Here is a 24,673-nt window from a genome sequence, read left to right on the forward strand (position 1 = left end):
AGCTCGATTCGTTGAGTCTTCCACCACTTCTGGCTTCGATACTCGGCTGGCTGCGTGCCGGGTATCCGAACGGTGTGCCGGAGCAGGACTACGTCCCTTTGATGGCCCTGCTCCGGCGACAACTGTCCGACGACGAGATCGCCGTTCTTGCTGACGATCTCGTCGCGGGCTTTCCGCTTCCGGTCGATCCGATCGACTTTCCCGGTTCGGTCGATCCGATCGACATCGGCGTCCTCATCACCAAGGTCACCGACGATATTCCGCACGAATCGGACGTCGCTCGGGTACGTGAACACCTGATTCGTGGAGGTTGGCAAATCGTGGCACAACCTCCGGTCGACGACGCCTGACGGCATTACGGTAAATCGGACCAGTTTGATAACGAACCGGTAACGGTGCCGTCGAGGTCAATACAGACCACTTAGTGTCATAAGGAATTCCGCGCCTCGGGGGGCTCGGTCGGATTTCGGTGTGCAAGCACCTTTGGGGCGGGAGTGATACATGCACGAGGCTCACACAGATTTGGCGAAGAACCCAGATATTTCGAACCCGGATCTTTCGAGAAACCGTATTTCGAAACGAATCAAGCGTCGGATCCTGGGCCTCGCCGCGACAGCACTCGCACTCCCCCTGACCGCAGGCCTGATCAGCGGATCGGTAGCGACCGCAGCGCCCGCGCGTACCGCCCCGGCCGGTGGCTACGAGGAAGTGTTCGTCGACTCGTCGATGGGACCGATCAAGGTTCAGATCCAGTGGGCTTCGCGCGGCGGCAACGCGGCGCTCTATCTTCTCGATGGCCTACGAGCACGCGACGACCGAAACGCATGGAGTTTCGAGACCAACGCTCTCGAGCAGTATCGCGGCGACAACGTCACCCTGGTCATGCCGGTCGGCGGGCAGTCCAGCTTTTACTCCGACTGGTATGCGAGCAGCAATTTGAATCGCCAGCCGGTCACGTACAAATGGGAAACCTTCCTCACCCAGGAACTTCCCGCCTATCTGGAATCGCGCGGCGTCTCCCGAACCAACAACGGCGTGCTCGGACTGTCCATGGGTGGCAGCGCGGCACTGACGCTAGCCGCCTACCACCGCGATCAGTTCAAGTTCGCCGGTTCGCTCTCGGGATACCTCAACATCTCAGCTCCAGGCATGCGTGAGGCGATCCGGGTGGCCATGGTCAGCGCCGGGTCCTTCAATGTCGATGCAATGTGGGGACCGCCGTGGAACCCCGCTTGGCTCCGCAACGATCCCTTCGTGTTTGCACCCGAACTGGCTGGGCTCTCGCTGTACATATCCGCTGCGAGCGGCCTGCCCGGGCAGTTCGATCAACCGCGTCGGCCCGTCGACTTCGTGAATACCGGTAGTGCCATCGGGCTCGAGGCCCTTGCCTTGATGAACTCACGGGCATTCCAACTGCGCATGAACTCCCTGGGAATTCCGGCAACGTACAGCTTCCCGGCCAACGGCACTCATTCGTGGCCGTACTGGGGTGCAGAACTGTGGAAGGCCCGAGGCCAGATCCTCGACACCCTGAACGCTTGGTGAACTGACAACGACTCGATCACCGACAACCGCAGGCCCCGACCGATATTCGTTCGGGGCCTGCGTCGTTCGAATTCAGAGCGCGGCAAAGAGATCCACGGTATTGCCGTCGGGATCGAGAAGGACGGCGTAACGCTGCCCCACACGGCATCAAATGGCTCTTTATGTCCGGGGAAGTCGGCTGTGATGCGCTGATACGCCTCGTCGACTGCAGCGGGTGTCCCGAAATCGAAGGCCAAAGCGACGGGGTGTCGACCTTCCCCGACAGCGAAGTCCGGATCGAAGCTCGTGATGGTGGACAGCGCGTCCCAGGCCAGCCGAAGCCCACCGTCGAAAGTGAACTCCACGTGTGGAGCGTCAGCGGGTGTTTCCGGAATGTCGAGCCCGAGGGTTCGGTAGAACGCGAGGGAACGCGCGAGATCGTTGGTGACGATTCCGACGAGATCGAGTCTCGGAGAGACGGACACGGTATTTCTCCTGTTTCGGGTCGAGAAGTGATCGGCGAGTGTGTGACGATGATCTGATGACCGGCACTGACACCCTCGCTCTTGACGGTAGTCGGACGGTAGCGTCGAGTCTTGAACAAAACGGCCACACCTATGTCGAGACTCGGATCACCGGTTCGGCCGGCCTGTTCAGTTGCACGTGGAAAAGCACCAGCGAAGCCCATACGCCCACGGAAGCAAAGCGGATTCTTCCCGATCTCTGCGCCGACTTCATCGTCGACAGCACCGGAAAGTCGTGGCTCGTCGGACCTGCCACCGGTGCCGATCTGGTTTCGGTCGCCGCCGGTACAACCATGTGGGGCATCCGGATCAATCCACCGGCTCTGCGGAGCCTGCTCGGCACAGCTGCCGACGCGGTGCAGGATTCGAAGATCGCCTTCGACGACATCCTCACTTCCAGACAAGCGCGGGTACTTGCCGACGCCCTGAGCCACGAGGCAGTCGACGCTCACCTACTGGGCCAGTTGTGGCGCGGACTGGAACCCGACCACGGAATCGAGCGTGGTTACTCCGCGCTCATCTCCTCCCCTTCCACGCCGATACGAGAGATTGCTGCAGACCTCGGTGTTTCCGAACGTCATTTCAGACGATCGATCACGTCAGCGGTCGGGCTGTCCCCCAAACTGATTCAGAAGGTGCAACGAATGCAGGACGTGTTGACTCTCAGCCGCGGCGCAAAACTCACGCTGTCGTCGCTGGCCGGTCGCGCCGGCTACGCCGACCAAGCCCACCTCGCACGCGATACGCGTGCACTGGCAGGTCTGACACCGACTCAGCTACTGCGTGAGCACCGGTAACGATGAGCGAAGAACTGTTCGCCGCCCTCGATCACCTGGCTGCCACGTCAGCTGTCGTGATCGATCGCCCCCGAGGGTCGGCACACCCGCGGTACCCCGATGCGATCTATCCGCTCGACTACGGCTATCTCGACGGCACGGTCAGCGCGGACGGCGACGGGATCGATCTGTTCCGAGGCTCGGCCGTCGGCAACGGTGTTGTCGCCGTGGCCGTTGTTGCCGACATCGTCAAGAAGGACGTGGAAGTCAAGATCCTTCTCGAATGTACTGCGCCTGAAATCGACACTGCCACACTATTTCTCCGTGACGTTCTAGGTCTCGGTGCCACTGTCTTGCGGCGCGCCGTCAGCTGAGTTCGTCGAATCGCGGAACAAGATGCTCCGCAACCCACTTCGCTTCCTCGATCAGCGGCCAACCTGCCAGGATCAGTGCAGTCAAACCGGTTCGGCTGCGAAGCGTGCGTACCGAGTCCGTGATCGAATCCGGATCGCCGACGTAATACACCGCCGATGACCCGGTGCCGAAGATGTCGAGGGGTGACCACGCCGTGATACCCGCGTACAGCCCGTCACCGACGTACAACTCCTCCGGTTCCGGAAGTCGGCCGGAGGCAATCTTGTCCGCCCAACCCTGCCGCTGAGCGTCGCGGGCGGTGAAGGTCTTGAGGTCTTGCTTCCCCTGAGTACGACGACGCACTGCGTTGTCCAAGACATGAGCGATCTGCTCGACGCCCGTCTTCTCGAACAACGAACGGAACCGGTCGTGCGCCTGCGCCTTGGTGGGGCGAACGATCACACCGGTGAGCGCACCGAAGTCGGTGAACTCGCGCCCGGCTGCCTCCGCCGCCGCCCGTGCGGCAGAGAATTTGTCTTCGATGAACGAAGTCTCGCGCAGCATCGCCAAGTAGGTGTCGAGCACCTTGCCTGAATTCGCCAGGCCTGCAGGCGAATCACCGGTACCCCACAGCGGAACCTGATGCCCAGCGGGCGCATCGATACGCAGTGGTGTGTTGGGAAAGTTCGACTCCGTGCCTTCGGCGTAGATGCGGCGGAAGTCCGCCCAGTACTGCTCCCCCAACTCGTAACGCTCGTCGTGGGGCACGTTCATGTCGTACTTGGTCAGGATGTTCTCGCGTCCGTTGACCGAGTTGATCAACAGTCGGCCGCCGCTGAAGGCGTCGAAAGTCAATGCCTTCTCCGCCAGCAGTCGCGCCGGCGTCATGTTCGCGTAGACGGCGACGAGGAACTTCATGCGCGTGGTGTGCGCTGCCGCCCACGTCGCCGAGATGAACGGATCGTTCGGCCAGGTGGCAACAAGCGCACCTTCGAATCCGCCGTCGTCGATGGTCTTCGCGAGCTCGATCTGCCTGGCCCCGTCCACGGGGAACAGCCCACCGGGGCTCCACGGGTAGTCCCCGTCTGCCTGGGTGAGATACCAGAATGTCTTGATGCCCATCAGTTCTGCACTCCAGCCGGCAGGTCGAACGATTCAATTCGGGCACGCGAACGGATGGTGTCCGCATTCACGCTGCAGAGCGCGTCGAGGTATGCGACCGCGAAAGAACCGGGGCCCGAGGCATTTTCCTCGGCGATCTCCGATGCCACGGCAACATGCGTGTGCGCGGCAACCAATCCGTCCAGCGCGGTCGACGTGACGGCGAGGTAGGCGGCGACAAGACCGCCCAGAGAGCAACCGGTACTGGTCACGCGCGGCAACAGCGCGCTGCCACCGGAGACTCGGATGCCCTGGGTGTCACCGCCCGCATCGCGGCCGACGATGTAGTCGACCGGTCCGGATGCCGACACGGCATCCGCATGCTTCAAGAGTGACAGAGCGGCGGGCACCGCGTCGGCGGAATCGGAGGCACTGTCGACGCCGCGGGTGTCACCGCCGAGTCCGGCCAGAGCGATGATCTCCGATGCGTTCCCGCGGATGGCGCTGGGGTGAAAGCGCAGCAGATCCACAGCGATACCGCTCCGCCAGGGTAGTCCGCCGACACCGACGGGATCCAAAACCCATGGCGTACCGGCAGTTCGGGCCGCTTCTGCTGCTATCAGGAAAGCTTCGGCTGTCCCGTCGTCCGGCGTTCCGAGGTTGACGAGCACTCCCCCGGCGACGGCAGCGAACCCACCCGCTTCGTGGACGTTGTCGATGTGAGCGTTGCTTGCGCCGGCGGCGAGCAGAACATTGGTCAAGAAGTTCGCAGAAACGATGTTGGTCAGCGACTGGACGAGCGGTACCTGATCGCGGAGTGCGTCGATCGCCGACGCGACGGTTTCGACAGAGACAGTGTCAGACATGAGAATTCCTTCAGAACGGGAGGTAATTGAGGACTGCGGCGATTCAGGACCGCGGACATCGAACATCCGCAAGCGCGCCGCCGGGCTCACCGCCGACAACCATCGGCAAAGTCGGATCTGCAGTCCATTCCTCCAACGAACCGTCGTAGACCTTGACGTCCTCATAGCCGCCGCGGATCAGTGCGAGTGCTGTCAGGCACGCCGAAACTCCACCGCCGCAATAGATCACGACAGGTTCAGCGACGGGTGGTAGAACGTCAGCAGATTTCGACCGAACATCGTCCGCCGGAAGCATCCGGGCATCGGCGTCGAGAAGACCCTTCGCAGACAGATTCACACTTGACGGAATATGTCCGCGTCGCGAATATCGCGTCTTCTCCGTCCCCTCGTACTGCTCAGGCGCCAGCGCGCACACCAGCGTTCCGGCTTCTTCTCCTGCGGACAGTGAGGCAACGCGAGGTAGATCGACCCACAGGCCAAGGTCCGTCACACTCCAACGCTTCGACGCCGACGTGTGGGTGACGTCGTCGCCGCTCGCGAGGGCGAAGCCGCATCGAGTCCATTCGGCGAGGCCACCGTCGAGGACCCTTGCTTCGATGCCGGCGTTGCGAAACACCCACCAGAGCCGTGATGCCCAAGTGGTCGAACCCTGGTCGTAGATCACGATTGTCGCACCCGGTTCGATACCACTGGATTGGAGATCGGACATCAACTGCTCCGTTGACGGGCGTGTGAAATGCAGCGCCGCTTCCCTTTCGGAAAAGACGTCCATGAGGTCGACGTGTCGGGAACCCGGGATGTGCGAGGAAACCCAGCCGTCGTACCCGGACTCCGGGCGATAGTCGCCGTCGAATCGCGCGGGAGGAAAATGAACCGTCGCGTCGAGCACAGCGACGCCTCCCTCGCGCAGCATCGCGTCGAGTTCAGCAGCACTCACCAGCGGCGACGCGGTCTCTCCAGCCACTTCGGACCCTCTCCCTCGGAAACGAACAAGCACGAACCTAAATGAGTACTAGCGTATACGCAAGTACTCACTCGTCGCCGATGGCATAATCGAACGCGCTCTACTTGCATGCACAGGAATGAGGACACATGGATCTCGACGCCGATACGAGCACCACCGATCTGCTGGTGCCGGAGGCTGCGCTGGGCCGGTCCGATCAGACCTCGCGGCAGTACCTGCGCCTGCGAGCCGACATCCTGGCCGGCAAGTTCCCCCAGGGCTCTCCGCTGCACGAGACTCAATTGTGCGAATCGTACGGCGCATCGCGTACCCCGATCCGCGAGGCACTCAACTGGCTCGCGCACGACGGTCTACTCGAACGAGCCGCCCGCGGTTTTCGTGTCCGTTCCGGCACACCCGAGGACGTCATCGAAATCTACGCAGCGCGGGTTGCCCTCGAATCGGAAGCCGCCGGCGCCGCCGCACTCCGCCACAGCGATCTCGACCTTGCCCGCCTGGACGGATTGCACGAGTTCTGCTGCACTGCAACAGAAGGCACCGAGGTTCGTGCCGGAAACTTCAAGTTTCACGAGGCCCTCTGGCAGGCCGCCCACAATTCCACGATCACCTCATTGCTGATCCGCCTCACCACCCAATTGCGAATCTACGACAGCGGCCCGCCGTCGAACTACGGCGAACCTGACCTGCTCAATTCGGAGCATCAAGAGATCCTGAACGCCATCCGCGCCCGGGACGAATCGTCCGCACGTGGTCACATGCGCAACCATCTCGAGCGCAGCCGCGACCAACGAATAAGGATGTTCGCCAGCCGCTGACTTCAGACAGCCCCGAGTTCTGCACACTGACGCCTGCGCCGCCGTCGCTCAGACGGGGAGCGTGCCGGTGTCGACGTCGTACACGCTCTCGGCCGGGCTCGACATCACTCGATCCGCCATCTCCTGCTTGAGCTCTGTCAGCCGTGACTCGTCTTCGGCCGTCCGGTCGGACTTACGGGACAGAGTAATGAACTCGTCGACGACGAACCCCTCCCGAACAGTCAGCGTGACGCTCGCGCCGCGATAGGTGATCCGAAATACATACAGCGCGAGCGTATTTCCACGTTCACGCCTGGCCAAGGAACTGTCAACGGTGTACCGCCCTTCGGTCACCGCGCGCGTGACCAACTCGAACGCATCGCGCACTCCTGGTCCGCCGTGTGCGGTGGTGACGACCAGCTCGCGACGCTCGACGGAGCCTTCCCCGCCGAGCACACCGAGAGCGCGCTCGAGAACCTTGTAGGCATGCGCCACGCCGCCCGGGGCCTGCGGACCGTGATAGCGGAGGGCGTCCTCGTACGTGAAGTCGAGCATCGTCCCGTGATCGGTCACGGTGAGCGTGGTGGCCATGATGGGCGTCCTTGCCGGTCAGTGCTGGCGGTCGATCGGATTGATCCGCGAGACGATGAGCGGATCGATCGGAGTGAAAGGGAAGTGCGGCAGCTCCCGCTCCGGAACGCCGAACGAGGCCGAGAGAACGCTGCGCGAGAACGCGGAAGCCGTTGCACGGTAGCCTATGTCGCCCGGTGTCGGCTGGTCGAAGAAGATGAGGAAATTGATGTCCTCGTCGCCTAGAACCTCGATATGATGGGGATAGGCACGCGGAACGAAATACACCTGACCGGGCTCCAGCAGGTAGGTGTCGAGCGAACCGTCCGGATCGAGGACCGTCATCCGCCCGTGACCACGATGCACGTATCCCATTTCGGCAGTGACGGGATGCCAGTGTGGCTCACGCATTCCACTCTCGCGAATAGTCAACGAGTACATCGAAAGATCCTCCAGCGCCGCCCAATACTGCTTTCGCGCCACTTTCGCCTGTCCGTACGGATATGCGAGAGGCGCGATCTGGCCTTCGAGATCGAAGAGATGCGCGTTGGGAAGGCCGGCGGTATCGGGAACGACGGCGGCGCCGTCCCGCCGAACTATCTGGGACGCATCGGCTCTACCGAAGACGTCGAAGGCCGATGCGGCGAGATCGTACGTATTGCCGAGCACCGCGTTCGACATTGCGCTGACGCTACTCTGCAACGAAAAGTGCTGCGGCAGAGAAGTACGCAGGGCGGCGATGATCTCCGCCTCCTCCTCTCCGACATTCTCGATGTGATAAATCGCGCCGGATTCGACGTGATACATCTGCCCCGCTCGCACCACGAAACTGGCGAACTCGTCAGCATTGCCCAACATCGAGACGAGCACGGTTCCGCTGGTGACGTAGGCGATCTGGTTCGCGTTGACGTTCCATTGTGGTTCACGGATCGCGCCGGGACCGAGAACAATTCGTTTGATCGACAGACCGGACAGGATCGGCAACGAACTCGTGTCGAGCTGCGAGATCGACCCGAGTTCGTTCTCGAAGACACTGGGGCCATTGCGTAGTGAGGCAACGTGTGTAGACATGGCAATTTTATCCTTCCCACTCTGGTCCTTTCGACTCCGCTCCCTTCCGCCTCGCTGACGTCAGTCCTCGATGAACGCGAGAATGTCCTGGTCCAGTGTCTTCTGATATGAGCCGTAGATACCGTGAGGTGCGCCCGGATACACCTTCAGCGTGCCCTTCTTCACCAGCTTGATCGCCTTCTCGGCCGCTGCGCCGATCGGCACGATCTGATCGTCGTCGCCCTGAGCGATGAGGAACGGAACGTCGATGGCTTCGAGATCGGAGGTCTGGTCCGTCTCCGAGAATGCCTTGACGCAGTCGTAGGCCGCGGCGAGGTTGACCAACATACCTTGCCGCCAGAAGTCGTCCTTCGCCCCTTGCGAGACGTCGGCACCTTCGCGGTTCGCGCCGTAAAAGCTCTCGCTGAGATCCTTGTAGAACTGCGATCGGTCTCGCAGAACTCCCTCACGGATGCCGTCGAAGACCTCGATCGGTGTGCCTTCGGGGTTGCCGTCCGACTTGACCATGATCGGCGGTACGGCGCCGGCGGTGATCACCTTGGCCACGCGCCCTTTGCCGTGCTGCGCCGCGTACCGGACCACTTCCCCGCCGCCGGTCGAATGGCCAACCAGGACCAGGTCTTTCAGGTCGAGTGTGTCGATCAGCTCAGCCAGGTCCTTGGCATATGTATCCATGTCGTTGCCGGTGTACGTCTTCGACGAGCGACCGTGTCCTCGACGATCGTGCGCGATAGTCCGGTACCCGGCGTCGGCGAACAACTTCATCTCGACCTGCCACGCGTCAGAACTCAGCGGCCACCCGTGGCTGAGGACGATCGGCCGGCCGACGCCGTGCTCGGTGTAGTAGATCTCGGTTCCGTCTGAGGTGGTGATGTAGGGCATGCTCTGCTCTTCTCTGTCGAGTCGTGGACTGAGATCCGGACACGGTGCCCGGTTTCCTCACTCTGCGAGTGCCCACTACGGGGGCAGTCGACTCATCGATCGACAGAAATGTGCGTGGGGGCAGAAGACTCCGGCCCGACACCACGAAGCGTCGTGCCGGGCCGGAGCCTTCAGTCAAAGGGAAACGATCAGTAATCGTCCTCCGTGTAGACGATCATCCCGCGCAGATTCTTTCCTTCGAGCATGTCGGCGTACCCCTCGTTGATCTCCTCGAGCTTGTAAGTCTTGGTCACCAACTCGTCGAGTTTGAGTGCGCCGCTTCGGTAGTGATCGAGCAACTTGGGAATCTGGGACCGTGGCCCTACCCCGCCGAAGATGGCTCCCTGCAAACGCTTCTGCAGAAGGGTCAGCTCGAAGAGGCTGAGCGTCACCTGCGAATCTGCGTAATGCCCCATTCCGACGACCACGACCTGGCCACCCTTGCCCGTCGCGCTGAGCGCGGGCTGAATGATGTCGCCGTGAATCTCGCCCACGGTGATCACGGTGACGTCGGCCATCTTGCCCCAGGTGATCTCGCCGATCACCGGTAGCGCTTCCTCGAGGGAGGCAAAAGTGTGTGTGGCGCCGAATTCCTTTGCCTTGTCGCGCTTGAACTCGACGGGATCGATCGCGATCACAAATCGTGCTCCGGCGGACGCCGCACCCTGCACCGAGTTGATTCCGACGCCGCCGACGCCGACGACCACCACCGTGTCGCCGACCTTGGCTCCACCGATCGCGGTGGCCGATCCCCAACCGGTGGCAACACCGCAGCCGAGCAAGGCCGCCTTGTCGAGCGGGATGTCCTTCTCGATCTTGATCACCGACGCCTCGTTGACGGTCACGTACGGCGAAAATGTTCCGAGCAGGCACATCTGGATGACCGGCTCGTCGTCGAGGGTGACGCGGTACGTCTTGTCGGAGATCGCCTGCCCGGTCAACAGGCCGGCTCCCTCGTCGCAGATGTTCTGCAGACCCTTCGCGCAAGACGGACAACGTCCGCACGCCGGGATGAAGGCGAGAACCACGTGGTCGCCTTCTTCGACGCTCGCGACACCCGGTCCGACCTTCGTCACCACTCCGGCGCCTTCGTGCCCGCCCAGGGCCGGGTAGAAGGGCAGCGGGCTGGCGCCCGTACGCAAATGTTCGTCCGAATGGCACAGCCCCGATGCGGCGAGTCGGACCTGCACCTCACCCGAGACCGGGTCCCCCAGCTCGACCTCTTCGATCTCCCACGCCTGACCTGGCGCCTTGACTACCGCTGCCTTGACCTTCACCTGCACTCCTCGAAATTCTTCGTGATGCACGGACGACGAAAGAACGCGCCGGCATTGTGTTACCGATCACACTCTGTGTACGAGTGTGCCTGAAGTAGCCCGAGAATACCGTCGGTCCGTGTGCCTTTTTGGTAGTGGGCACTACCAAAAAGGCGCACGGCTAACATGGACACAGTGGCCAAGGGAACTCGCAAGACCAGAACTCGCAGCAGTACTCCCGAGCGAGGCGAGTCCGGTCCCGTCGCCGGCACTTTTCCGATCGATACCGGGACGTGCGAACTAGTCCGCGATCAGTACTCCGACGACAGCTGGATCATCCAGATCAACGGAGTGCCCAGTTCCCACGTGAACGTCGCGGATCCCACGGTGCTCGATTTCGAGTACATGCGGTGGATCGCTCATCTGGTCGATTCCGAACGTGACAAGGCCGAGCGCCTGCGGGTGCTTCATCTCGGCGGTGGCGCCTGCTCCATGGCCAGATACTTCGCCGCCACCTACCCTGACGCGCGTCAAGTGGTGGTCGAAATCGACGGTGCTCTGGCGGAACTCGTACGCGATTGGTTCGACCTCCCGCGCGCGCCTCTTCTGCGCATCCGCGTCGGAGAAGCCCGCGCCGTCACCGAAACTCTCACCGAGTCCACCCGGGACATCGTGATTCGAGATGTCTTCGCCGGCAGCACAACTCCGACACCACTGACGACGGCGCAATTCACCACCCACGTACGACGCGTGCTCGCACCGGGCGGCATCTACATCGTCAACTGCGGCGACACCCCGGATCTCCAGGGCGCGCGCAGTGAAGCCGCAACCATCGGCGCACAGTTCGAACACATGGCGATCATCGCCGATCCCGCGATGCTCAAGGGCCGCCGCTACGGCAACATGATCATCGCGGGCAGCGACGTACCGATCGGCGGGCAACCCGCGCTCGCGCGCGAGCTACTCGGCGGCGGAGTTCCCGCCCACGTGTGGCAGGACGCCGAAGTCCGCAAGTTCGCCGCGAATGCGCCGGTTCGCCAAGACTGAGCAAAAACGCTACTCCCCGCCGAAGACCCTCTCCACCACTGCTTTTGCCCGACGCGTGATGCGCAGGTAATTGTCGAGGAATTCCCCTGCGTCGTCGCCGTATCCAGCGACCTGCGCCACCGCCGCGAGAACACGGCCCGGGCCGGGAAGCTGATCGGTCGGCTTCCCCCGCACCAGAACGAGGCAGTTGCGTGCCTTCGTCGCGGTGATCCAGGCGCCACGCAGCAGTTCGACGTCACCTTCGCTGAGCAGTTCCGCGGCGCCGATGGCGTCGAGAGTCTCGAGGGTCGACGTGTTGTGCAGCGACTCGATCTTGTCGGCGTGGCGCAGCTGCAGCAATTGCACAGTCCACTCGATGTCGGCCAAGCCGCCGCGACCCAGTTTGGTGTGCGTCGCCGGATCGGCTCCGCGAGGAAGCCTTTCGGAATCGACTCGCGCCTTGATGCGCCGGATCTCGCGCACCGCCGCGTCACTGACGCCGCCTTCGGGGTAGCGCGTCTTGTCGATCATGTGCAGGAACCGCAGTCCCAGTTCAGGATCACCGGCAACCGGGTGCGCACGAAGCAGCGCTTGAATCTCCCACGCCTGAGCCCACTTCGCGTAGTACGCGTCGTAGGACTCGAGCGTGCGCACCATCGGTCCGTTGCGGCCTTCCGGACGCAATCCGGTGTCGACTTCGAGCGGAGGATCCGTGCTCGGTGCCCCGAGAAGCTTGCGCACCTTGTCGGCAATGCTGTTGGCCCACTTGACCGCAACGGTCTCGTCGACGCCCTCGCGGGGTTCGCACACGAACAGCACGTCCGCATCGGATCCGTAGCCGAGTTCGCCACCGCCGAGTCGGCCCATGCCGATGACGGAGAAACTGGCCGGCGCCTCGGTCCCGAGTTCGGTGACGCTGGCCTTGATCACCGCGGAGAGCGATGCATTGAGCACCGCGGCCCACACCGAGGACAGCGCCTTGCAGACTGCAGGAACATCGAGCATGCCGAGGATGTCGGCCGACGCGATTCGCGCAAGTTCGTGTCGCCGCAACGAGCGGGCCGCAGCAACAGCACGATTGGGATCACTGTGTCGGCCGGAGGCGGTGAGGATTCCGCGAGCGACGTCCTCGGGCTTCGGCTCGACCAGGCGCGGTCCACTCGGCGAATCCGCGAACAAGCGAATCACGTCGGGAGCCTTGATGAGCAGGTCGGGTAGGTACGCCGACGAGCCCAGCACGGTCATCAGACGCTCGGCCACCGCAGCCTCGTCGCGGAGCAGGCGCAGGAACCACGTCTGGTCGACGAGCGCGTCCGAGAGCCTGCGGTAAGCGAGCAGACCTGCATCGGGATCCGGTGTGTCCGCGAGTGATTCGAGCAGAGTCGGCAACAGGAGCGCTTGAATGCGACCCTTGCGTGAAGCGCCACTCGTCAGCGCCGTCAGATGTCCGAGAGCATGCTCGGGTGCCGTGTAACCGAGAGCGGCCAACTGGCGAACCGCGGCTTCTGGCCCCAGGACCAGTGCTTCCTTGTCCATCCGCGCCACCGATTCGAGAAGCGGGCGGTAGAACAACTTGGCGTGCAGGCGGCGAATCCGATGCGAATTCCGCTTGATCTCGGCGCGCAGGACTCCCAGGGAATCCAGACGACCGTCGGGTCGCATGTGCGCGGCGCGGGCCAGCCAACGCAGCGCTTCCTCGTCGTCCGGCGGCGGCAGGGTGTGTGTGCGCTTGAGCTTCTGCAACTGCAGACGGTGCTCGAGCAGACGCAGGAATTCGTACGACGCAGTCAGGTTGGCGGCGTCGTCGCGGCCGACGTATCCACCCGCCGCCAATGCAGTCAGTGCATCGACGGTGCTCTGGACATGCAACGAACTGTCGGCGCGCCCGTGCACCAATTGCAGGAGTTGGACGGCGAATTCGACGTCGCGCAAACTTCCGCGGCCGAGTTTGAGTTCACGCTCACGCAGTTCGGGGGGAACCATTTCCTCGACGCGTCGACGCATGGCCTGGACTTCGGGGACGAAGTCCTCGCGCTCGGAGGCGATCCACACCATCGGGCTCATCGCCTCGGAGTACTGGCGACCGAGCTCCATGTCGCCGGTCATCGGACGAGCCTTGAGCAGTGCCTGGAACTCCCAGGTCTTGGCCCAGCGCTTGTAGTACGTGATGTGGGATTCGAGGGAGCGAACCAATTCTCCGCGCTTGCCTTCGGGCCGCAGCGCAGCATCGACCTCGAAGAATGCGGAGGTACCGATACGCATCATCTCACCGGCAACGCGACTGGCCGTCGCATCGGCCGGTTCGGCGACGAACACCACGTCGACGTCGGAGACGTAGTTCAGCTCGCGCGCACCACATTTGCCCATGGCGATCACGGCGAGCCGGATCGGACAGCTGCCCTCGGGACACACCGTTGCGATGGCCACCGCAAGTGCAGCGGTCAGCGCGGCGTCGGCCAGATCGGAAAGCTGGTGCCCCACAGTCTGATACGGAACTACGGGTTCGTTCTCGACGGTCGCCGCAAGATCAGCCGCAGCCAGCAGCATCAGCTGGTCCTTGTAGCTCTTACGCAGAGCAACAACAGCTTCCGGCCCGGTCACCGTGGCGCGGTAGGTCAGGGAACCTTCGGTGGCACCCTCGTCGACAGTTGCACCCACGACCTCCAGCAAGGCTGCAGTCGCCTCGTCCTTGGTCGGCAGAGCGGTGCCGTCGAGCAGTTTCCAGCCGATCGGATCCGCGGCCAGGTGGTCGCCGAAGGCCGACGACGCACCCACCAGTGCGAACAAACGGCCGCGCAGGCTCTTGTCCTTGCGCAGGACCTGATCGAGTTCGCGCCACCCGTCGCCGAGCCCGTCCTTGATCCGCACAAGGGTGCGCAGAGCGAGGTCGGCGTTCGCGGCACGCGACAGCGACCACAAGAGTTCGATGCTCTCGGCGTCGACCCAACCGAGCTGACGCAACTCGTCGGCAGCGGTGGGCTCGACCAGCCCGAGTCGACCCGGTCCTGGAACTGCTGATCTCGCAGCGGGCGGTTTCACCGTCACAGACCGAGGTAGGTCTTGAGCTCGAACGGCGTCACGTGGCTGCGGTATTCCTCCCACTCACGACGCTTGTTGCGCAGGAAGAAATCGAAGACGTGCTCGCCGAGTGCTTCGGCCACGAGCTCCGACTTCTCCATCTCGCGCAGAGCGCTGTCCAAGTTGCTCGGCAGTTCCTTGTAACCCATGGCGCGGCGCTCGGCGGAGGTCAACGACCACACGTCGTCTTCTGCCTCGGGCGGCAAGGTGTAGCCCTTCTCGATGCCGCGAAGACCGGCAGCAAGCAGGACCGCGAAAGTCAGGTACGGGTTGCAAGCCGAGTCTGGGCTACGGATCTCGACGCGGCGCGAGGACGCCTTGTTGGGCGTGTACATCGGGACGCGAATGAGAGCCGATCGGTTGGACGGGCCCCACGACGCAGCAGTGGGTGCCTCTCCCCCGTGGACGAGTCGCTTGTACGAGTTGACCCACTGGTTCGTGACCGCACTGATCTCGTTGGCGTGCTCGAGGATGCCGGCGATGAACGCCTTGCCGGTCTCGGAGAGCTGCATCGGATCGTCCGGATTGTGGAAGGCGTTGGTGTCGCCCTCGAACAGGCTCATGTGGGTGTGCATCGCGGAGCCGGCCTGATCGCTGAACGGCTTGGGCATGAAGCTCGCCCGGACGCCTTCACCGATCGCGACCTCCTTGACGACGTACCGGAACGTCATCACGTTGTCGGCCATCGAGAGTGCGTCGGCGTAGCGCAGATCGATCTCCTGCTGACCCGGCGCGGCCTCGTGGTGGCTGAACTCGACCGAGATGCCCATCGACTCGAGTGCGTCGATGGCGTGGCGGCGGAAATTCGGAGCCGAATCGTGCACGGCCTGGTCGAAGTATCCGCCCGAGTCGGCCGGGATCGGTGGAGTGCCGTCGATCGGGCCGTTCTCCAGAAGGAAGAACTCGATTTCCGGGTGGACGTAGCAGCTGAAGCCCAAGTCGCTGGCCTTGCTCAGCTGGCGACGCAGTACGTGGCGCGGATCGGCCCACGACGGCGAACCATCGGGCATCGTGATGTCGCAGAACATGCGAGCGGAATGCTGCGCACCGTCCTTGTGCGCCCACGGCAGGATCTGGAATGTCGAGGCGTCGGGCCGAGCGACGGTGTCGGCTTCGGAGACTCGAGAGAATCCCTCGATGGCGGAACCGTCGAATCCGATTCCCTCCTCGAAGGCGCCTTCGAGTTCGGCGGGGGCGATCGCCACCGATTTGAGGTACCCGAGAACATCGGTGAACCACAAGCGGACAAACCGAATGTCGCGCTCTTCCAGGGTACGAAGCACGAATTCTTTTTGGCGATCCATGCACGCGAGACTAAGCAAGCCACGTTAAATCTGTGTTACATCAGTGGTCCCGGTTAGCAGAGTGATTGGTCACCATCGAATAGGCGCAGCGTACGGCGTCGCGCCGGTTAACATGTCAGACCCTCTTCCGGAGCCTTCAAGTAAACGAAGTAGTCGACGACGGCATCGTCGACGCAGGAGTTTCCGTCCAGAACCACCGTGTGTTGGGTTCCGTCGAACGTGATCAGAGCAGCGCCCAACTGCTTCGCGAGATCCACTCCGGCCTGATACGGGGTCGCCGGATCCTGCGTCGTGGACACGACGACCAGCTGCGGCAGACCGGCGTCAGCGAGCGCCTGGGGGTCGAGCGCGTGAGGGCTGCCGGTAGCCGGAACGGGCCAGAACGCGCACAGGTCGAGCGGCGCTTGACCCGTCCCGCGGCCGTCGTCGAGGAACGGCGCCGCCTCGCGGTACCGAGTGTCGGATTCGCCGGCCTCGGCGCGGTCGGTGGTTGCCGGATCGTCCACGCAGCGAATGGCGTTGAACGCGTCGTTGATGTTGGAGTAGCTGCCGTCATCCTCACGGCCTTCGTACATGTCGGCGAGATTGAGCAGCGAGTCGCCGCGTCCGTCGGCCAGACTCGACAGACCCCCACGCAGCGGCGTCCACAACTGTGGCGAGTACAGAGCTTGCTGCACGCCCGTGATCGCGTCGGAATAACTTAGCCCGCGCGGATCGGTGGTCTGTGCCGGCTTCTCGATCAACGGATCGACGAGTGCCTGAAAGCGTGCCTGCGCCTGCGCCGGATCATCACCCAGCGGGCAATCCGTTCGCGAGACACAGTCGGCGACAAAGGCGTCGAACGCGCCTTGGAAGCCCTGCCCCTGCAAGACCACTTCGTCGACCGGATCCTGCTCGGGGTCGAGCGCGCCGTCGAGGACCATCGCTCGGACGTTCTGCGGAAAGGTTTCCGCGTACGTGGATCCGAGCCGGGTCCCGTACGAGAACCCGAGGTAGTTCATCTTCGGATCGCCGAGAACGCCCCGAATGACGTCCATATCTCGCACCACCTCGTAGGTACCGACATGAGCGAGGAACTCCGTACCGGTCCGCTCAGCGCACTTGGCGGCGTAGTCCTTGCTGTCCGCCTCGGCGAGAGCGATGCCCTCCGGCGTCATGTCGACGTTGACCTCCGCACGCTCCGCGTCGGTCTCCTCCGGCGTCAAACACCGAACCTGCGGGGTCGACGCCCCGATCCCCCGCGGATCGAAGCCGATCATGTCGAAACGTTCCTGCAATTCGGTGCCCGAACCCGAGGTCGCCATCGACAGCCCGGACCCACCCGGCCCGCCGGGGTTCAGCAACAGTGAGCCGATGCGGTCGCCGGTTGCCTTCGAACGCGAGATCACCACCTTCGCGGTGTCGCCGTTCGGATTCGCGTAGTCGACGGGAACGCTCACCTCGGCGCAGTCGATCCCACGCCCCAGCGGCGCAGTTCCTTCTTCGACAAATTGGTCGCACGAACCCCAGTCGAGCGTCTGCTCGTAGAATTTCTCGAGGCCGGACGGCACCGCGGACGCGGCAGAACCAGCAGGTTCCACTGATTCGGGCGTGCCTTCCGAACTGGTGCAACCGACAACCAACACGAGCACTGCTGCGCTTCCGGCGAGGGCACCGGAGAGGCGAACGAACTTCGACATGCCATCGATGGTGCCAGGAAACCGCGATAGCCAGCGGTTCGCCTCGTCTCGGCACCTACCTGATACGCGCGCGGTGATGTGACCCATTGCACCCCGTCAACTATTCGTGTCGGCGATGTCCGGTGGCAGACTGAACACGTCATCACCCACACCCGGGGACCCGAAGGCGATCAACGCTCAGGGCCTCGAGGCCAGAAAGGGACAACGATGTCCGAAACACCTCTCTACGGTTCTGTACCCAGTGCAGTTTCTGTACCCACTGCAAGCTCTACCGATGCACCGAAGCGTAAGACGCGCATTCACCACCTCGCCGAAATGAAGCAGAACGGTGAACGCTGGTCGATGCTCACCGCCTACGACTACTCGACGGCACGCATCTTCGAAGACGCAGGCATCCCGGTGCTGCTCGTCGGCGACTCTGCCGCCAACGTCGTCTACGGCTACGACACCACCGTGCCGATCACCGTCGACGAACTGCTCCCGCTCGTGCGTGGCGTCGTTCGCGGCGCGCCGCACGCACTCGTCGTCGCCGACCTCCCCTTCGGCACCTACGAGGGTTCCGCCGAGCAGGCCCTGTCGACTGCGACGCGGTTCATGAAGGAAGGCCTCGCGCACGCCGTCAAGCTCGAGGGCGGCGAGCGGATGAGTAAGCAGATCGCGGCTATCACCTCGGCCGGCATCCCCGTCATGGCTCACGTCGGATTCACCCCGCAGAGCGTGAACTCGCTCGGCGGATTCCGCGTCCAGGGTCGCGGCGACGCGGCCGAGCAGCTTGTGGCGGACGCCATTGCAGTCCAGGAAGCCGGGGCGTTCTCCGTCGTCATGGAAATGGTTCCGGCCGAGATTGCGGGCCAGGTCAGCCGCAAACTCACCATCCCCACCGTCGGCATCGGGGCCGGTTCCGAATGCGACGCTCAGGTACTCGTCTGGCAGGACATGGCGGGTTACACGAGCGGTAAGACAGCCAAGTTCGTCAAGCGTTTCGGTAACGTCGGTGACGAACTGCGTTCCGCAGCCGCAGCCTATGCATCAGAAGTTCGCACTGGCGCTTTCCCGGCCGCAGAACACAGTTTCTGATCCGAGACCGGCGAACGCCGCCTGTCTCTCAACCAGCCAGGGGTGCGTTCAATGATCGGTAACCGTCGAAGTTCTACTGCCGCAGCTGTAGTCGGTGCGGCAGCTCTCGTCACGGTGCTGAGCGGATGCGCGGGAGGGTCCACCAACTCTCCCGCGCCCAGCAGCACTACGCCCGCGAGTTCCACCACGACGGCGCCGGCAACAACCGCGTCCGGTTCGACGTTCACCGACGCTCAGGTCCAGCAGTTGTGCTCGGATATGGAAGGGCAGCTGCAGAACTGGCGGACCGTCACCCCGACGCTCGGCAAGGGCGGACTGAACACGATCGTCATCACGTGGGCGACGCAGAACGGCATCAACCTGCTCGATCTCGCTCAGAACCGCGAAAGCATCGACGCGGCAACCTCAGCCGCGTGCCCCGACGTCCGGAGCGGCGCGATTTCCGCACTCGAGATCCCCGATCTCGCCTCCGGCCTGGTGGGCTTCTGATGACCGACACGTCAGCCACTTCAGGGCAGCCGTCGACTCTCCGGAGTCTGTATCCCCCGATCGAGCCTTTCGTCACCGGCTTCCTCGATGTCGGTGACGGCCAGAGCATGTACTGGGAAGTCAGCGGAAATCCGGACGGCAAGCCGGTGGTGTTCCTGCACGGTGGCCCCGGCGGTGGTGCGCAACCGGCGGTACGCCAGTTCTTCGATCCGGCCGCATACCGCATCGTTCTACTCGACCAGCGCGGCTGCGGGCGGTCCACCCCTCACGTTGCCGACGGCGCCGACCTGTCGGTGAACACGACGGACAAGCTGCTGGCCGACATCGAAGCCCTGCGCGAACATCTTTCGATCGACAAGTGGATGGTTTTCGGCGGGTCCTGGGGTTCCACGCTGTCCATCGCCTACGCCGAAACGTTTCCTACGCGCGTCACTGAGCTGGTCCTGCGCGGGATCTTCCTCCTGCGTCGTAGCGAGATCGACTGGTACTACAACGGCGGCGCGGGAAACATCTTCCCGGAGCGCTGGGACAAATTCCTCGAACCGGTACCCGAGGCGCAGCGCGGCGAAGACCTCGTCGCGGTCTATCACCAACTGCTCCATTCCGAAGCCCCCGACGTCGCGGCCCGCGCAGCCATCGCCTGGTCGGCTTGGGAAGGATCGACGAGCTACCTGTACCCACAGGCGGACAAGATCGAACAGAACTCCGAGACCCGGTTCGCCTTGGCTTTCGCCCGTATCGAGAACCACTACTTCGTCAACGGCGGGTTCTTCGACGAGAACCAACTCCTACGCAAAAGCTCCGCACTGCACGGCATTCCGGGGACGATCGTCCAGGGCCGCTACGACGTCGTCTGCCCCGCCACCAGCGCGTGGGCGCTGCACAAGGCGTGGCCCGAATCCAAGCTCGTGATCGTCGACGACGCCGGACACTCCGCCATGGAGCCCGGCATCGCACATCACTTGGTGGAAGCCACCGATTCTTACCGGTAGCTCCCTACGCCGGGAACGTGAATTCCACCGTCCGTTTGACGGTGTCGACGGCGGTGAGTCGCACCTTTGCGCGCTCACCGTCGTCGGGCGTTCCGACGCATTTCGCAATCACCGCGACCGACGGGACAAACACTTCCGCCGAGCGCTTTCCGTCCTTGGCGCGCATCACCACTGCGTCGAAGACCTCGCCGACCCGGCCGTCGAGCAGCGTGGACTCGGTCAGATCGATGCACGCACGGTCGACCTTGTTCGCCAGCGAGTCGGACCCACTCATGATGTCGGGCAGCTCGGGAAGTGCAGTGCGCGCCCATTCCGGTACCGGCGTACCAGCTGTGATCGCCAGACACACCTCGGTGCTGAAACGATCGGACAGTCGGCGCAGCGGAGCAGTCACGTGAGCGTAGGGCGCTCCGATCCCCGCATGCACCGTCAACTCCGGTAGTCGGCCGTCGAAGGCCGCGTAGTCTGCGCCGCGCAGCAACGACGGTGCAACCGACATCAGCGCCATCGTCGACGGCTCGTTGGAATCGAGTCCGGCAAGAATCTGCCCGACGCTTTGCCCCTCCGGCCACGTGATACCCAGCGCCACTGCAGTTCTCCGCAAGGTCCGAACCGCGGACTCCTCGGCCGGCGGCAGCGTGCGAAGCAACCCGATACCTGCGTCGATCATCATGCGGCCGGCACACATCCCGGTCAGCAGCGACACTTCTGCGTTCCAGTCGTCCGCTTCGGTGCGTGGCTCCAGTTCGATCCGCCAGCGAGCCGAGGACTCGTCCTCCGGCTGATCCCGAACCACTGACTGCTCGGGCAGTTTCAGCTCGATGGCACCCCTGGCAACCGCCGAGACACTGCGCAATCGTCCGAACTCCGGTAGTGCGGCGATGGACGGATGCAAGGTTCCCGCGTCGGCATCGCGCTGCACGGTCGAATAGTCCAGACGTGCCACCGATTTCACCAGAGCGCGTCTCACCTGCCACGACGTCGGCTCGGCCTGCGCGTCGAGTTCGATCCGCCACAGCGCGGCGGGGCGAACCACGTCCGGCAGCAGACTCGCCGATCCCTCCGACAACGCTCGGGGATGCAGCGGGACGGAACCGTCCGGGAGATAGAAGGTTTGGCCCCGCTTGCGGGTTTCGATGTCGAGAGCGCCACCCGGCGTCACCACCGCCGCGACGTCGGCGATCGCGTAGTGCACGACGTACCCGGTCGAGGTCTTCTCGATGTGCACTGCCTGGTCGAGGTCCATCGATCCGGGAGGGTCGATGGTCACGAAGGCGATACCCGTTTCGTCGACACGCCCGGCACCGAAACGATCCACGGCATTCTCGGCCTCGGCCTGCGCCGCGGCCGAGAATGCTCCCGGCAAGTCGAACTCCGCCCGAACCACTCCGAAGTCGATTCCCTGCACCATCATTCGACTTGCGGGCACGCATCCTCCATGATCGGTTCGGGCCGGTGTAGCAGCAGTACCGGTCCCAGTTGTTCGAGTCCCAGCTGTTCCAAGTCCCAGCTGTTCCAAGTCTCAGTTATTCCAAGGCTCAGTTGTTCCAGTCTTCGTCTGCCCGATCGGCGGCTTTGTTGCGTTCGGCAGCGATCTTCAATGCATGCTCGGCAGAGTCCCGATCAGGGTACGGCCCCATCCTCGTCAGCGAGGACGCACCCTTTCCCTGCGTGACGGAACCGTCGGACACGTCGAAGTACCAGAGTCGATCTTCATCAGTCATATCCACAGTGTGACATCAGAGTGAGATAGAAGCTTGTAGATCGCTGTGAGACTGATATTCTTTCTACTTGGCCTGGCAGGTGAGAACCGGACATTCGAACGGTGAGTTCTGCTTGAATGCCCAACACAAGCTACGAACAGAAAATGGAGTGCGCATGTCCGCAATTCTTTACGATTACCTCCTCCCGCTCATGGGCCATGACGCGGCAACGTACTGGGCTACGCTGCTGGTCATCAAGCCTGTCTGACAGCTTTTCGAACAGAGAAGACCCCCACCGATCCGGTGGGGGTCTTCTTTTTCTCACTGTGCAGATCGCGGGCGGACGAGTCGGCGTGTAAGCCGGATCCTGTCCTGCGGCACCGAAGTGCCGAGTGGCGACCATCCATCTGGGCACACCGTCGCCGGGTGCCTCGAGCGGTTCACCCGCAGGCTCGGGCGAGCAGCCCTCGAACACCTGCGCAGCCGCACCGCGAGCGATGCGACCTTCAACCTTGCTCCGGGCGGGGTTTACCTAGCCACCCCGGTCACCCGAGGTGCTGGTGCGCTCTTACCGCACCGTTTCACCCTTACCTGCCTCGAAAGGCAGGCGGTCTGTTTTCTGTGGCACTGTCCCGCGAGTTGCCTCGGGTTGCCGTTAACAACCGCCCTGCTCTGTGGAGTCCGGACTTTCCTCGGCCCCAGGCCTGTGCGCGATACGCGCTGGTTCCAGAAGCCGCGGCCGCCCGGCCAACTCGTCCGCCCCCGTATGCTACCGGGCGCCTGTCGGTGGCCGGCACTATGGTCACCGTATGACTCGGTACGTGGCCCTGCTACGCGGTATCAACGTGGGCGGCATCAACATCAAGATGACGGACCTGGCGAGAGTCTTCGGTGACCTCGGATTCCAAGGGGTGAAAACCGTCCTGGCCTCAGGCAACGTTCTGTTCGACAGTCCGAGCACCGACATCCCGACGCTGAAGAAACAGATCGAATCCGCCCTTGCCCGCGAGTTCGGCTACGAGGCTTGGGTGTTCGTCCTCGACATTCCGACACTGCAGGCGATCGTGGACAACTACCCGTTCGAGCGCGAACGCGAGGGTTGGCACGCTTATGCGATGGTTGCCTCCGAGCCGGAAATCCTGGAGGAATTGAGCACTGCGGCAGCGCAACTCGATGCCTCGGTCGAGCGTGTGGCGGCAGGCGACGGAGTCTTGTACTGGGAGGTCGAGAAGGGGCAGACCGTCAAGAGCGCGTTCGGCCGGAACACCGGAAAACCGAAGTTCAAGGCGTTCACCACAACCCGAAACCTGAACACGCTCTACAAACTGCTCAAATGACGCTCGCCCCGACGCGGAGCACAACCGCGTGACTCTTCTTCCCATCCTGCTCGTCGCCGCCGTACTCGTCTTTGCGATAGTGCGTCCACGCGGACTTCCCGAAATCACCGTTGCCGGCCCAGCAGCCGTGATCGTGCTTCTGACCGGTGTCGTCACTCTCGAAGAAGCCCGCGAAGAACTGACGAGCATGGCGCCTACCGTCGTTTTCCTGGTGGCCGTGCTGGTTCTCGCTCACGCCGCGGACGCTCTCGGTGTCTTCCGCTGGGTCAGCCAGGTCCTGCAGCAACGATCCCTCGCCATTCCGCACCGACTGCTGATCTATGTGTTCGGCGCCGCCGCCCTGACCACGGCGGTCCTGAGCCTCGACGCCACCGTCGTGCTGCTGACACCCGCGGTGATCGCGGCCGCACGATCCATCGGAGCAAGTCCCCGGCCGCATTCCTATGCCAGTGCGCACCTGTCGAATTCGGCGTCGACCCTGCTGCCGGTGTCCAACCTGACCAACCTCATCGCTTTTGCCGCAACAGGTTTGACGTTCTTGCACTTCACCGCATTGATGGCGTTGCCGTGGGTCGTGACGATCGCTGTCGAGTACCTTATTTTTCGACTGTTCTTCCGTTCGGAACTCGCGCGGGGCGACAGCGCCGAACCGCCGGTGGCAGCCAGATCTGCGCCTGCGCCGATTCTGCCGCTGACGGTGATCGGAATGACGCTGCTCGGTTTCGCGGTTTCGGGTTTCTTCGGGATCGAGCCCGCCTGGATCGCGGTGGTGGGTGCGAGTGTCCTGGGAGCGATCGCTCTGGCTCGGCACCGTACGACCGCCGCCAAGATGCTCTACGCTGCCGACCTCTGGTTCTGCGCGTTCGTCCTGGTTCTCGGAATCATCGTCGCCGGAGTCGCGAACGGGCCGGTGGGCGAATGGATTGCGCAGATCCTGCCAGGCGACACCAGCTACGGCTCACTGCTCTTTGTCGCCGCGGTAGCGGCGGTTGCGTCCAATCTCGTCAACAACCTGCCGGCAACCTTGCTGATGATCGCAGCGCTCGGAACGGCGGCACCTCCAGCGCTGGTGCTTGCGATGTTGATCGGCGTCAACCTCGGCCCCAACCTCACCTACGTGGGCTCACTGGCAACGATGCTCTGGCGACGAGTCGCCACCAGCGCGGGCGCACCGCCCACGCTGGCGACATTCACTCTGCTCGGGGTCATCACGACGCCACTGACATTGCTCGCCGCCGTGAGTGCCCTGTGGTTGGTGATCTGATCA

At 63.3% G+C, this 24,673-nt stretch carries 23 protein-coding genes, 1 other RNA gene and 1 pseudogene; 11 read left to right on the forward strand and 14 right to left on the reverse strand.

The genetic code is table 11. From position 1 onward, the window contains the following. Positions 1-11 precede the first annotated feature (11 nt). Positions 12-350, forward strand: a complete 339-nt coding sequence (locus EHW12_RS17830; RefSeq protein ID WP_007735437.1) for a DUF3349 domain-containing protein — start codon at positions 12-14, stop codon at positions 348-350. 151 nt (positions 351-501) lie between these two features. Then, positions 502-1,545, forward strand: coding sequence for an alpha/beta hydrolase family protein (locus EHW12_RS17835; protein ID WP_206434748.1), 1,044 nt, complete (start codon positions 502-504; stop codon positions 1,543-1,545). A gap of 72 nt (positions 1,546-1,617) precedes the next feature. On the opposite strand, the pseudogene EHW12_RS17840 reads toward EHW12_RS17835, so the two are convergent. Then, positions 1,618-2,009: pseudogene (locus tag EHW12_RS17840) on the reverse strand (VOC family protein). Between the two features lie 56 nt (positions 2,010-2,065). Between EHW12_RS17840 and EHW12_RS17845 the strand changes: the two are divergent. Together EHW12_RS17845 and EHW12_RS17850 are read left to right on the forward strand one after the other, a co-directional pair. Continuing rightward, positions 2,066-2,845, forward strand: a complete 780-nt coding sequence (locus EHW12_RS17845) for an AraC family transcriptional regulator (RefSeq protein WP_223304497.1) — start codon at positions 2,066-2,068, stop codon at positions 2,843-2,845. 2 nt (positions 2,846-2,847) lie between these two features. Further along, complete coding sequence (locus tag EHW12_RS17850; protein WP_125051378.1) at positions 2,848-3,198, forward strand: inorganic pyrophosphatase; 351 nt, start codon at positions 2,848-2,850, stop codon at positions 3,196-3,198. Here EHW12_RS17850 and EHW12_RS17855 read toward each other — a convergent pair. Genes EHW12_RS17855 through EHW12_RS17865 form a run of 3 tightly spaced genes read right to left on the reverse strand, consistent with a single transcriptional unit; the run spans position 3,191 to position 6,109 of the window. Next, positions 3,191-4,300, reverse strand: coding sequence for an LLM class flavin-dependent oxidoreductase (locus EHW12_RS17855; RefSeq protein WP_007735443.1), 1,110 nt, complete (start codon positions 4,298-4,300; stop codon positions 3,191-3,193). The two genes, EHW12_RS17850 and EHW12_RS17855, sit on opposite strands and share 8 nt — an antisense overlap. Further along, positions 4,300-5,145, reverse strand: a complete 846-nt coding sequence (gene thiM, locus EHW12_RS17860; RefSeq protein ID WP_125051380.1) for a hydroxyethylthiazole kinase — start codon at positions 5,143-5,145, stop codon at positions 4,300-4,302. Before thiM ends, EHW12_RS17855 begins: the two co-directional genes overlap by 1 nt. Before the next feature lie 43 nt (positions 5,146-5,188). Continuing rightward, positions 5,189-6,109: a rhodanese-like domain-containing protein gene (locus EHW12_RS17865; protein ID WP_073512201.1), complete on the reverse strand. Its 921-nt coding sequence runs from the start codon at positions 6,107-6,109 to the stop codon at positions 5,189-5,191. A 128-nt stretch (positions 6,110-6,237) separates the two neighbouring features. On the opposite strand from EHW12_RS17865, the gene EHW12_RS17870 reads away from it, so the two are divergent. Then, the gene (locus EHW12_RS17870) at positions 6,238-6,924 is read left to right on the forward strand and encodes a GntR family transcriptional regulator (protein WP_003941581.1); all 687 of its coding nucleotides are present in this window, start codon (positions 6,238-6,240) and stop codon (positions 6,922-6,924) included. A 48-nt stretch (positions 6,925-6,972) separates the two neighbouring features. Here the strand turns inward: EHW12_RS17870 and EHW12_RS17875 are convergent, their stop codons facing one another. From EHW12_RS17875 to EHW12_RS17890, 4 genes are all read right to left on the reverse strand, one after another. Beyond that, positions 6,973-7,494 (reverse strand): hypothetical protein, encoded by a 522-nt coding sequence (locus EHW12_RS17875; RefSeq protein ID WP_042445775.1) that lies wholly within the window; start codon positions 7,492-7,494, stop codon positions 6,973-6,975. An 18-nt stretch (positions 7,495-7,512) separates the two neighbouring features. After that, on the reverse strand, positions 7,513-8,544 hold the full coding sequence (locus EHW12_RS17880; protein ID WP_007735448.1) for a cupin domain-containing protein: 1,032 nt from the start codon (positions 8,542-8,544) through the stop codon (positions 7,513-7,515). A gap of 60 nt (positions 8,545-8,604) precedes the next feature. Next, on the reverse strand, positions 8,605-9,426 hold the full coding sequence (locus EHW12_RS17885; RefSeq protein WP_003941629.1) for an alpha/beta hydrolase: 822 nt from the start codon (positions 9,424-9,426) through the stop codon (positions 8,605-8,607). A gap of 188 nt (positions 9,427-9,614) precedes the next feature. After that, positions 9,615-10,742 (reverse strand): NDMA-dependent alcohol dehydrogenase, encoded by a 1,128-nt coding sequence (locus EHW12_RS17890; RefSeq protein ID WP_003941634.1) that lies wholly within the window; start codon positions 10,740-10,742, stop codon positions 9,615-9,617. Between the two features lie 165 nt (positions 10,743-10,907). Here EHW12_RS17890 and EHW12_RS17895 point away from each other — a divergent pair, with 165 nt between their 5' ends. Then, complete coding sequence (locus EHW12_RS17895) at positions 10,908-11,768, forward strand: fused MFS/spermidine synthase (RefSeq protein WP_007735449.1); 861 nt, start codon at positions 10,908-10,910, stop codon at positions 11,766-11,768. 9 nt (positions 11,769-11,777) lie between these two features. Here the strand turns inward: EHW12_RS17895 and EHW12_RS17900 are convergent, their stop codons facing one another. The 3 genes from EHW12_RS17900 to EHW12_RS17910 form a co-directional block, all read right to left on the reverse strand. Beyond that, the gene (locus EHW12_RS17900; RefSeq protein WP_125051382.1) at positions 11,778-14,792 is read right to left on the reverse strand and encodes a bifunctional [glutamine synthetase] adenylyltransferase/[glutamine synthetase]-adenylyl-L-tyrosine phosphorylase; all 3,015 of its coding nucleotides are present in this window, start codon (positions 14,790-14,792) and stop codon (positions 11,778-11,780) included. Further along, the gene (locus EHW12_RS17905) at positions 14,789-16,129 is read right to left on the reverse strand and encodes a glutamine synthetase family protein (RefSeq protein WP_003941637.1); all 1,341 of its coding nucleotides are present in this window, start codon (positions 16,127-16,129) and stop codon (positions 14,789-14,791) included. Before EHW12_RS17905 ends, EHW12_RS17900 begins: the two co-directional genes overlap by 4 nt. 107 nt (positions 16,130-16,236) lie before the next feature. Beyond that, positions 16,237-17,808 carry an alpha/beta hydrolase gene (locus EHW12_RS17910; protein ID WP_007735453.1) on the reverse strand — a complete coding sequence of 524 codons (1,572 nt, stop codon included), beginning with the start codon at positions 17,806-17,808 and terminating at the stop codon, positions 16,237-16,239. A gap of 207 nt (positions 17,809-18,015) precedes the next feature. On the opposite strand from EHW12_RS17910, the gene panB reads away from it, so the two are divergent. Genes panB through pip form a run of 3 tightly spaced genes read left to right on the forward strand, consistent with a single transcriptional unit; the run spans position 18,016 to position 20,366 of the window. Further along, positions 18,016-18,885 carry a 3-methyl-2-oxobutanoate hydroxymethyltransferase gene (panB, locus tag EHW12_RS17915; RefSeq protein ID WP_064074745.1) on the forward strand — a complete coding sequence of 290 codons (870 nt, stop codon included), beginning with the start codon at positions 18,016-18,018 and terminating at the stop codon, positions 18,883-18,885. Between the two features lie 51 nt (positions 18,886-18,936). Then, on the forward strand, positions 18,937-19,374 hold the full coding sequence (locus EHW12_RS17920) for a hypothetical protein (protein WP_007735455.1): 438 nt from the start codon (positions 18,937-18,939) through the stop codon (positions 19,372-19,374). Next, the gene (gene pip, locus EHW12_RS17925) at positions 19,374-20,366 is read left to right on the forward strand and encodes a prolyl aminopeptidase (RefSeq protein ID WP_064444133.1); all 993 of its coding nucleotides are present in this window, start codon (positions 19,374-19,376) and stop codon (positions 20,364-20,366) included. Before EHW12_RS17920 ends, pip begins: the two co-directional genes overlap by 1 nt. Positions 20,367-20,370: 4 nt before the next feature. On the opposite strand, the gene EHW12_RS17930 is transcribed toward pip, so the two are convergent. From EHW12_RS17930 to rnpB, 3 genes are all read right to left on the reverse strand, one after another. Beyond that, positions 20,371-21,780 (reverse strand): RNB domain-containing ribonuclease, encoded by a 1,410-nt coding sequence (locus tag EHW12_RS17930; protein ID WP_064113243.1) that lies wholly within the window; start codon positions 21,778-21,780, stop codon positions 20,371-20,373. Positions 21,781-21,904: 124 nt separating this feature from the next. Beyond that, entirely contained in the window at positions 21,905-22,090 is a 186-nt protein-coding gene (locus EHW12_RS17935; RefSeq protein ID WP_007735457.1) for a hypothetical protein, read from the reverse strand. A 319-nt stretch (positions 22,091-22,409) separates the two neighbouring features. After that, positions 22,410-22,824, reverse strand: an RNA gene (gene rnpB / locus EHW12_RS17940) — RNase P RNA component class A. Positions 22,825-22,878: 54 nt separating this feature from the next. Between rnpB and EHW12_RS17945 the strand changes: the two genes are divergently transcribed. Together EHW12_RS17945 and EHW12_RS17950 are read left to right on the forward strand one after the other, a co-directional pair. Beyond that, a complete protein-coding gene (locus EHW12_RS17945) occupies positions 22,879-23,406 on the forward strand; it encodes a DUF1697 domain-containing protein (protein ID WP_125051384.1) in 528 nt (175 codons plus the stop codon). Positions 23,407-23,434: 28 nt separating this feature from the next. Then, a complete protein-coding gene (locus EHW12_RS17950) occupies positions 23,435-24,670 on the forward strand; it encodes an SLC13 family permease (protein WP_125051386.1) in 1,236 nt (411 codons plus the stop codon). Positions 24,671-24,673: the final 3 nt, after the last annotated feature.

Origin of the sequence: Rhodococcus sp. NJ-530, from assembly GCF_003860625.1 — a bacterium.
GTDB lineage: Bacteria > Actinomycetota > Actinomycetes > Mycobacteriales > Mycobacteriaceae > Rhodococcus_F > Rhodococcus_F qingshengii.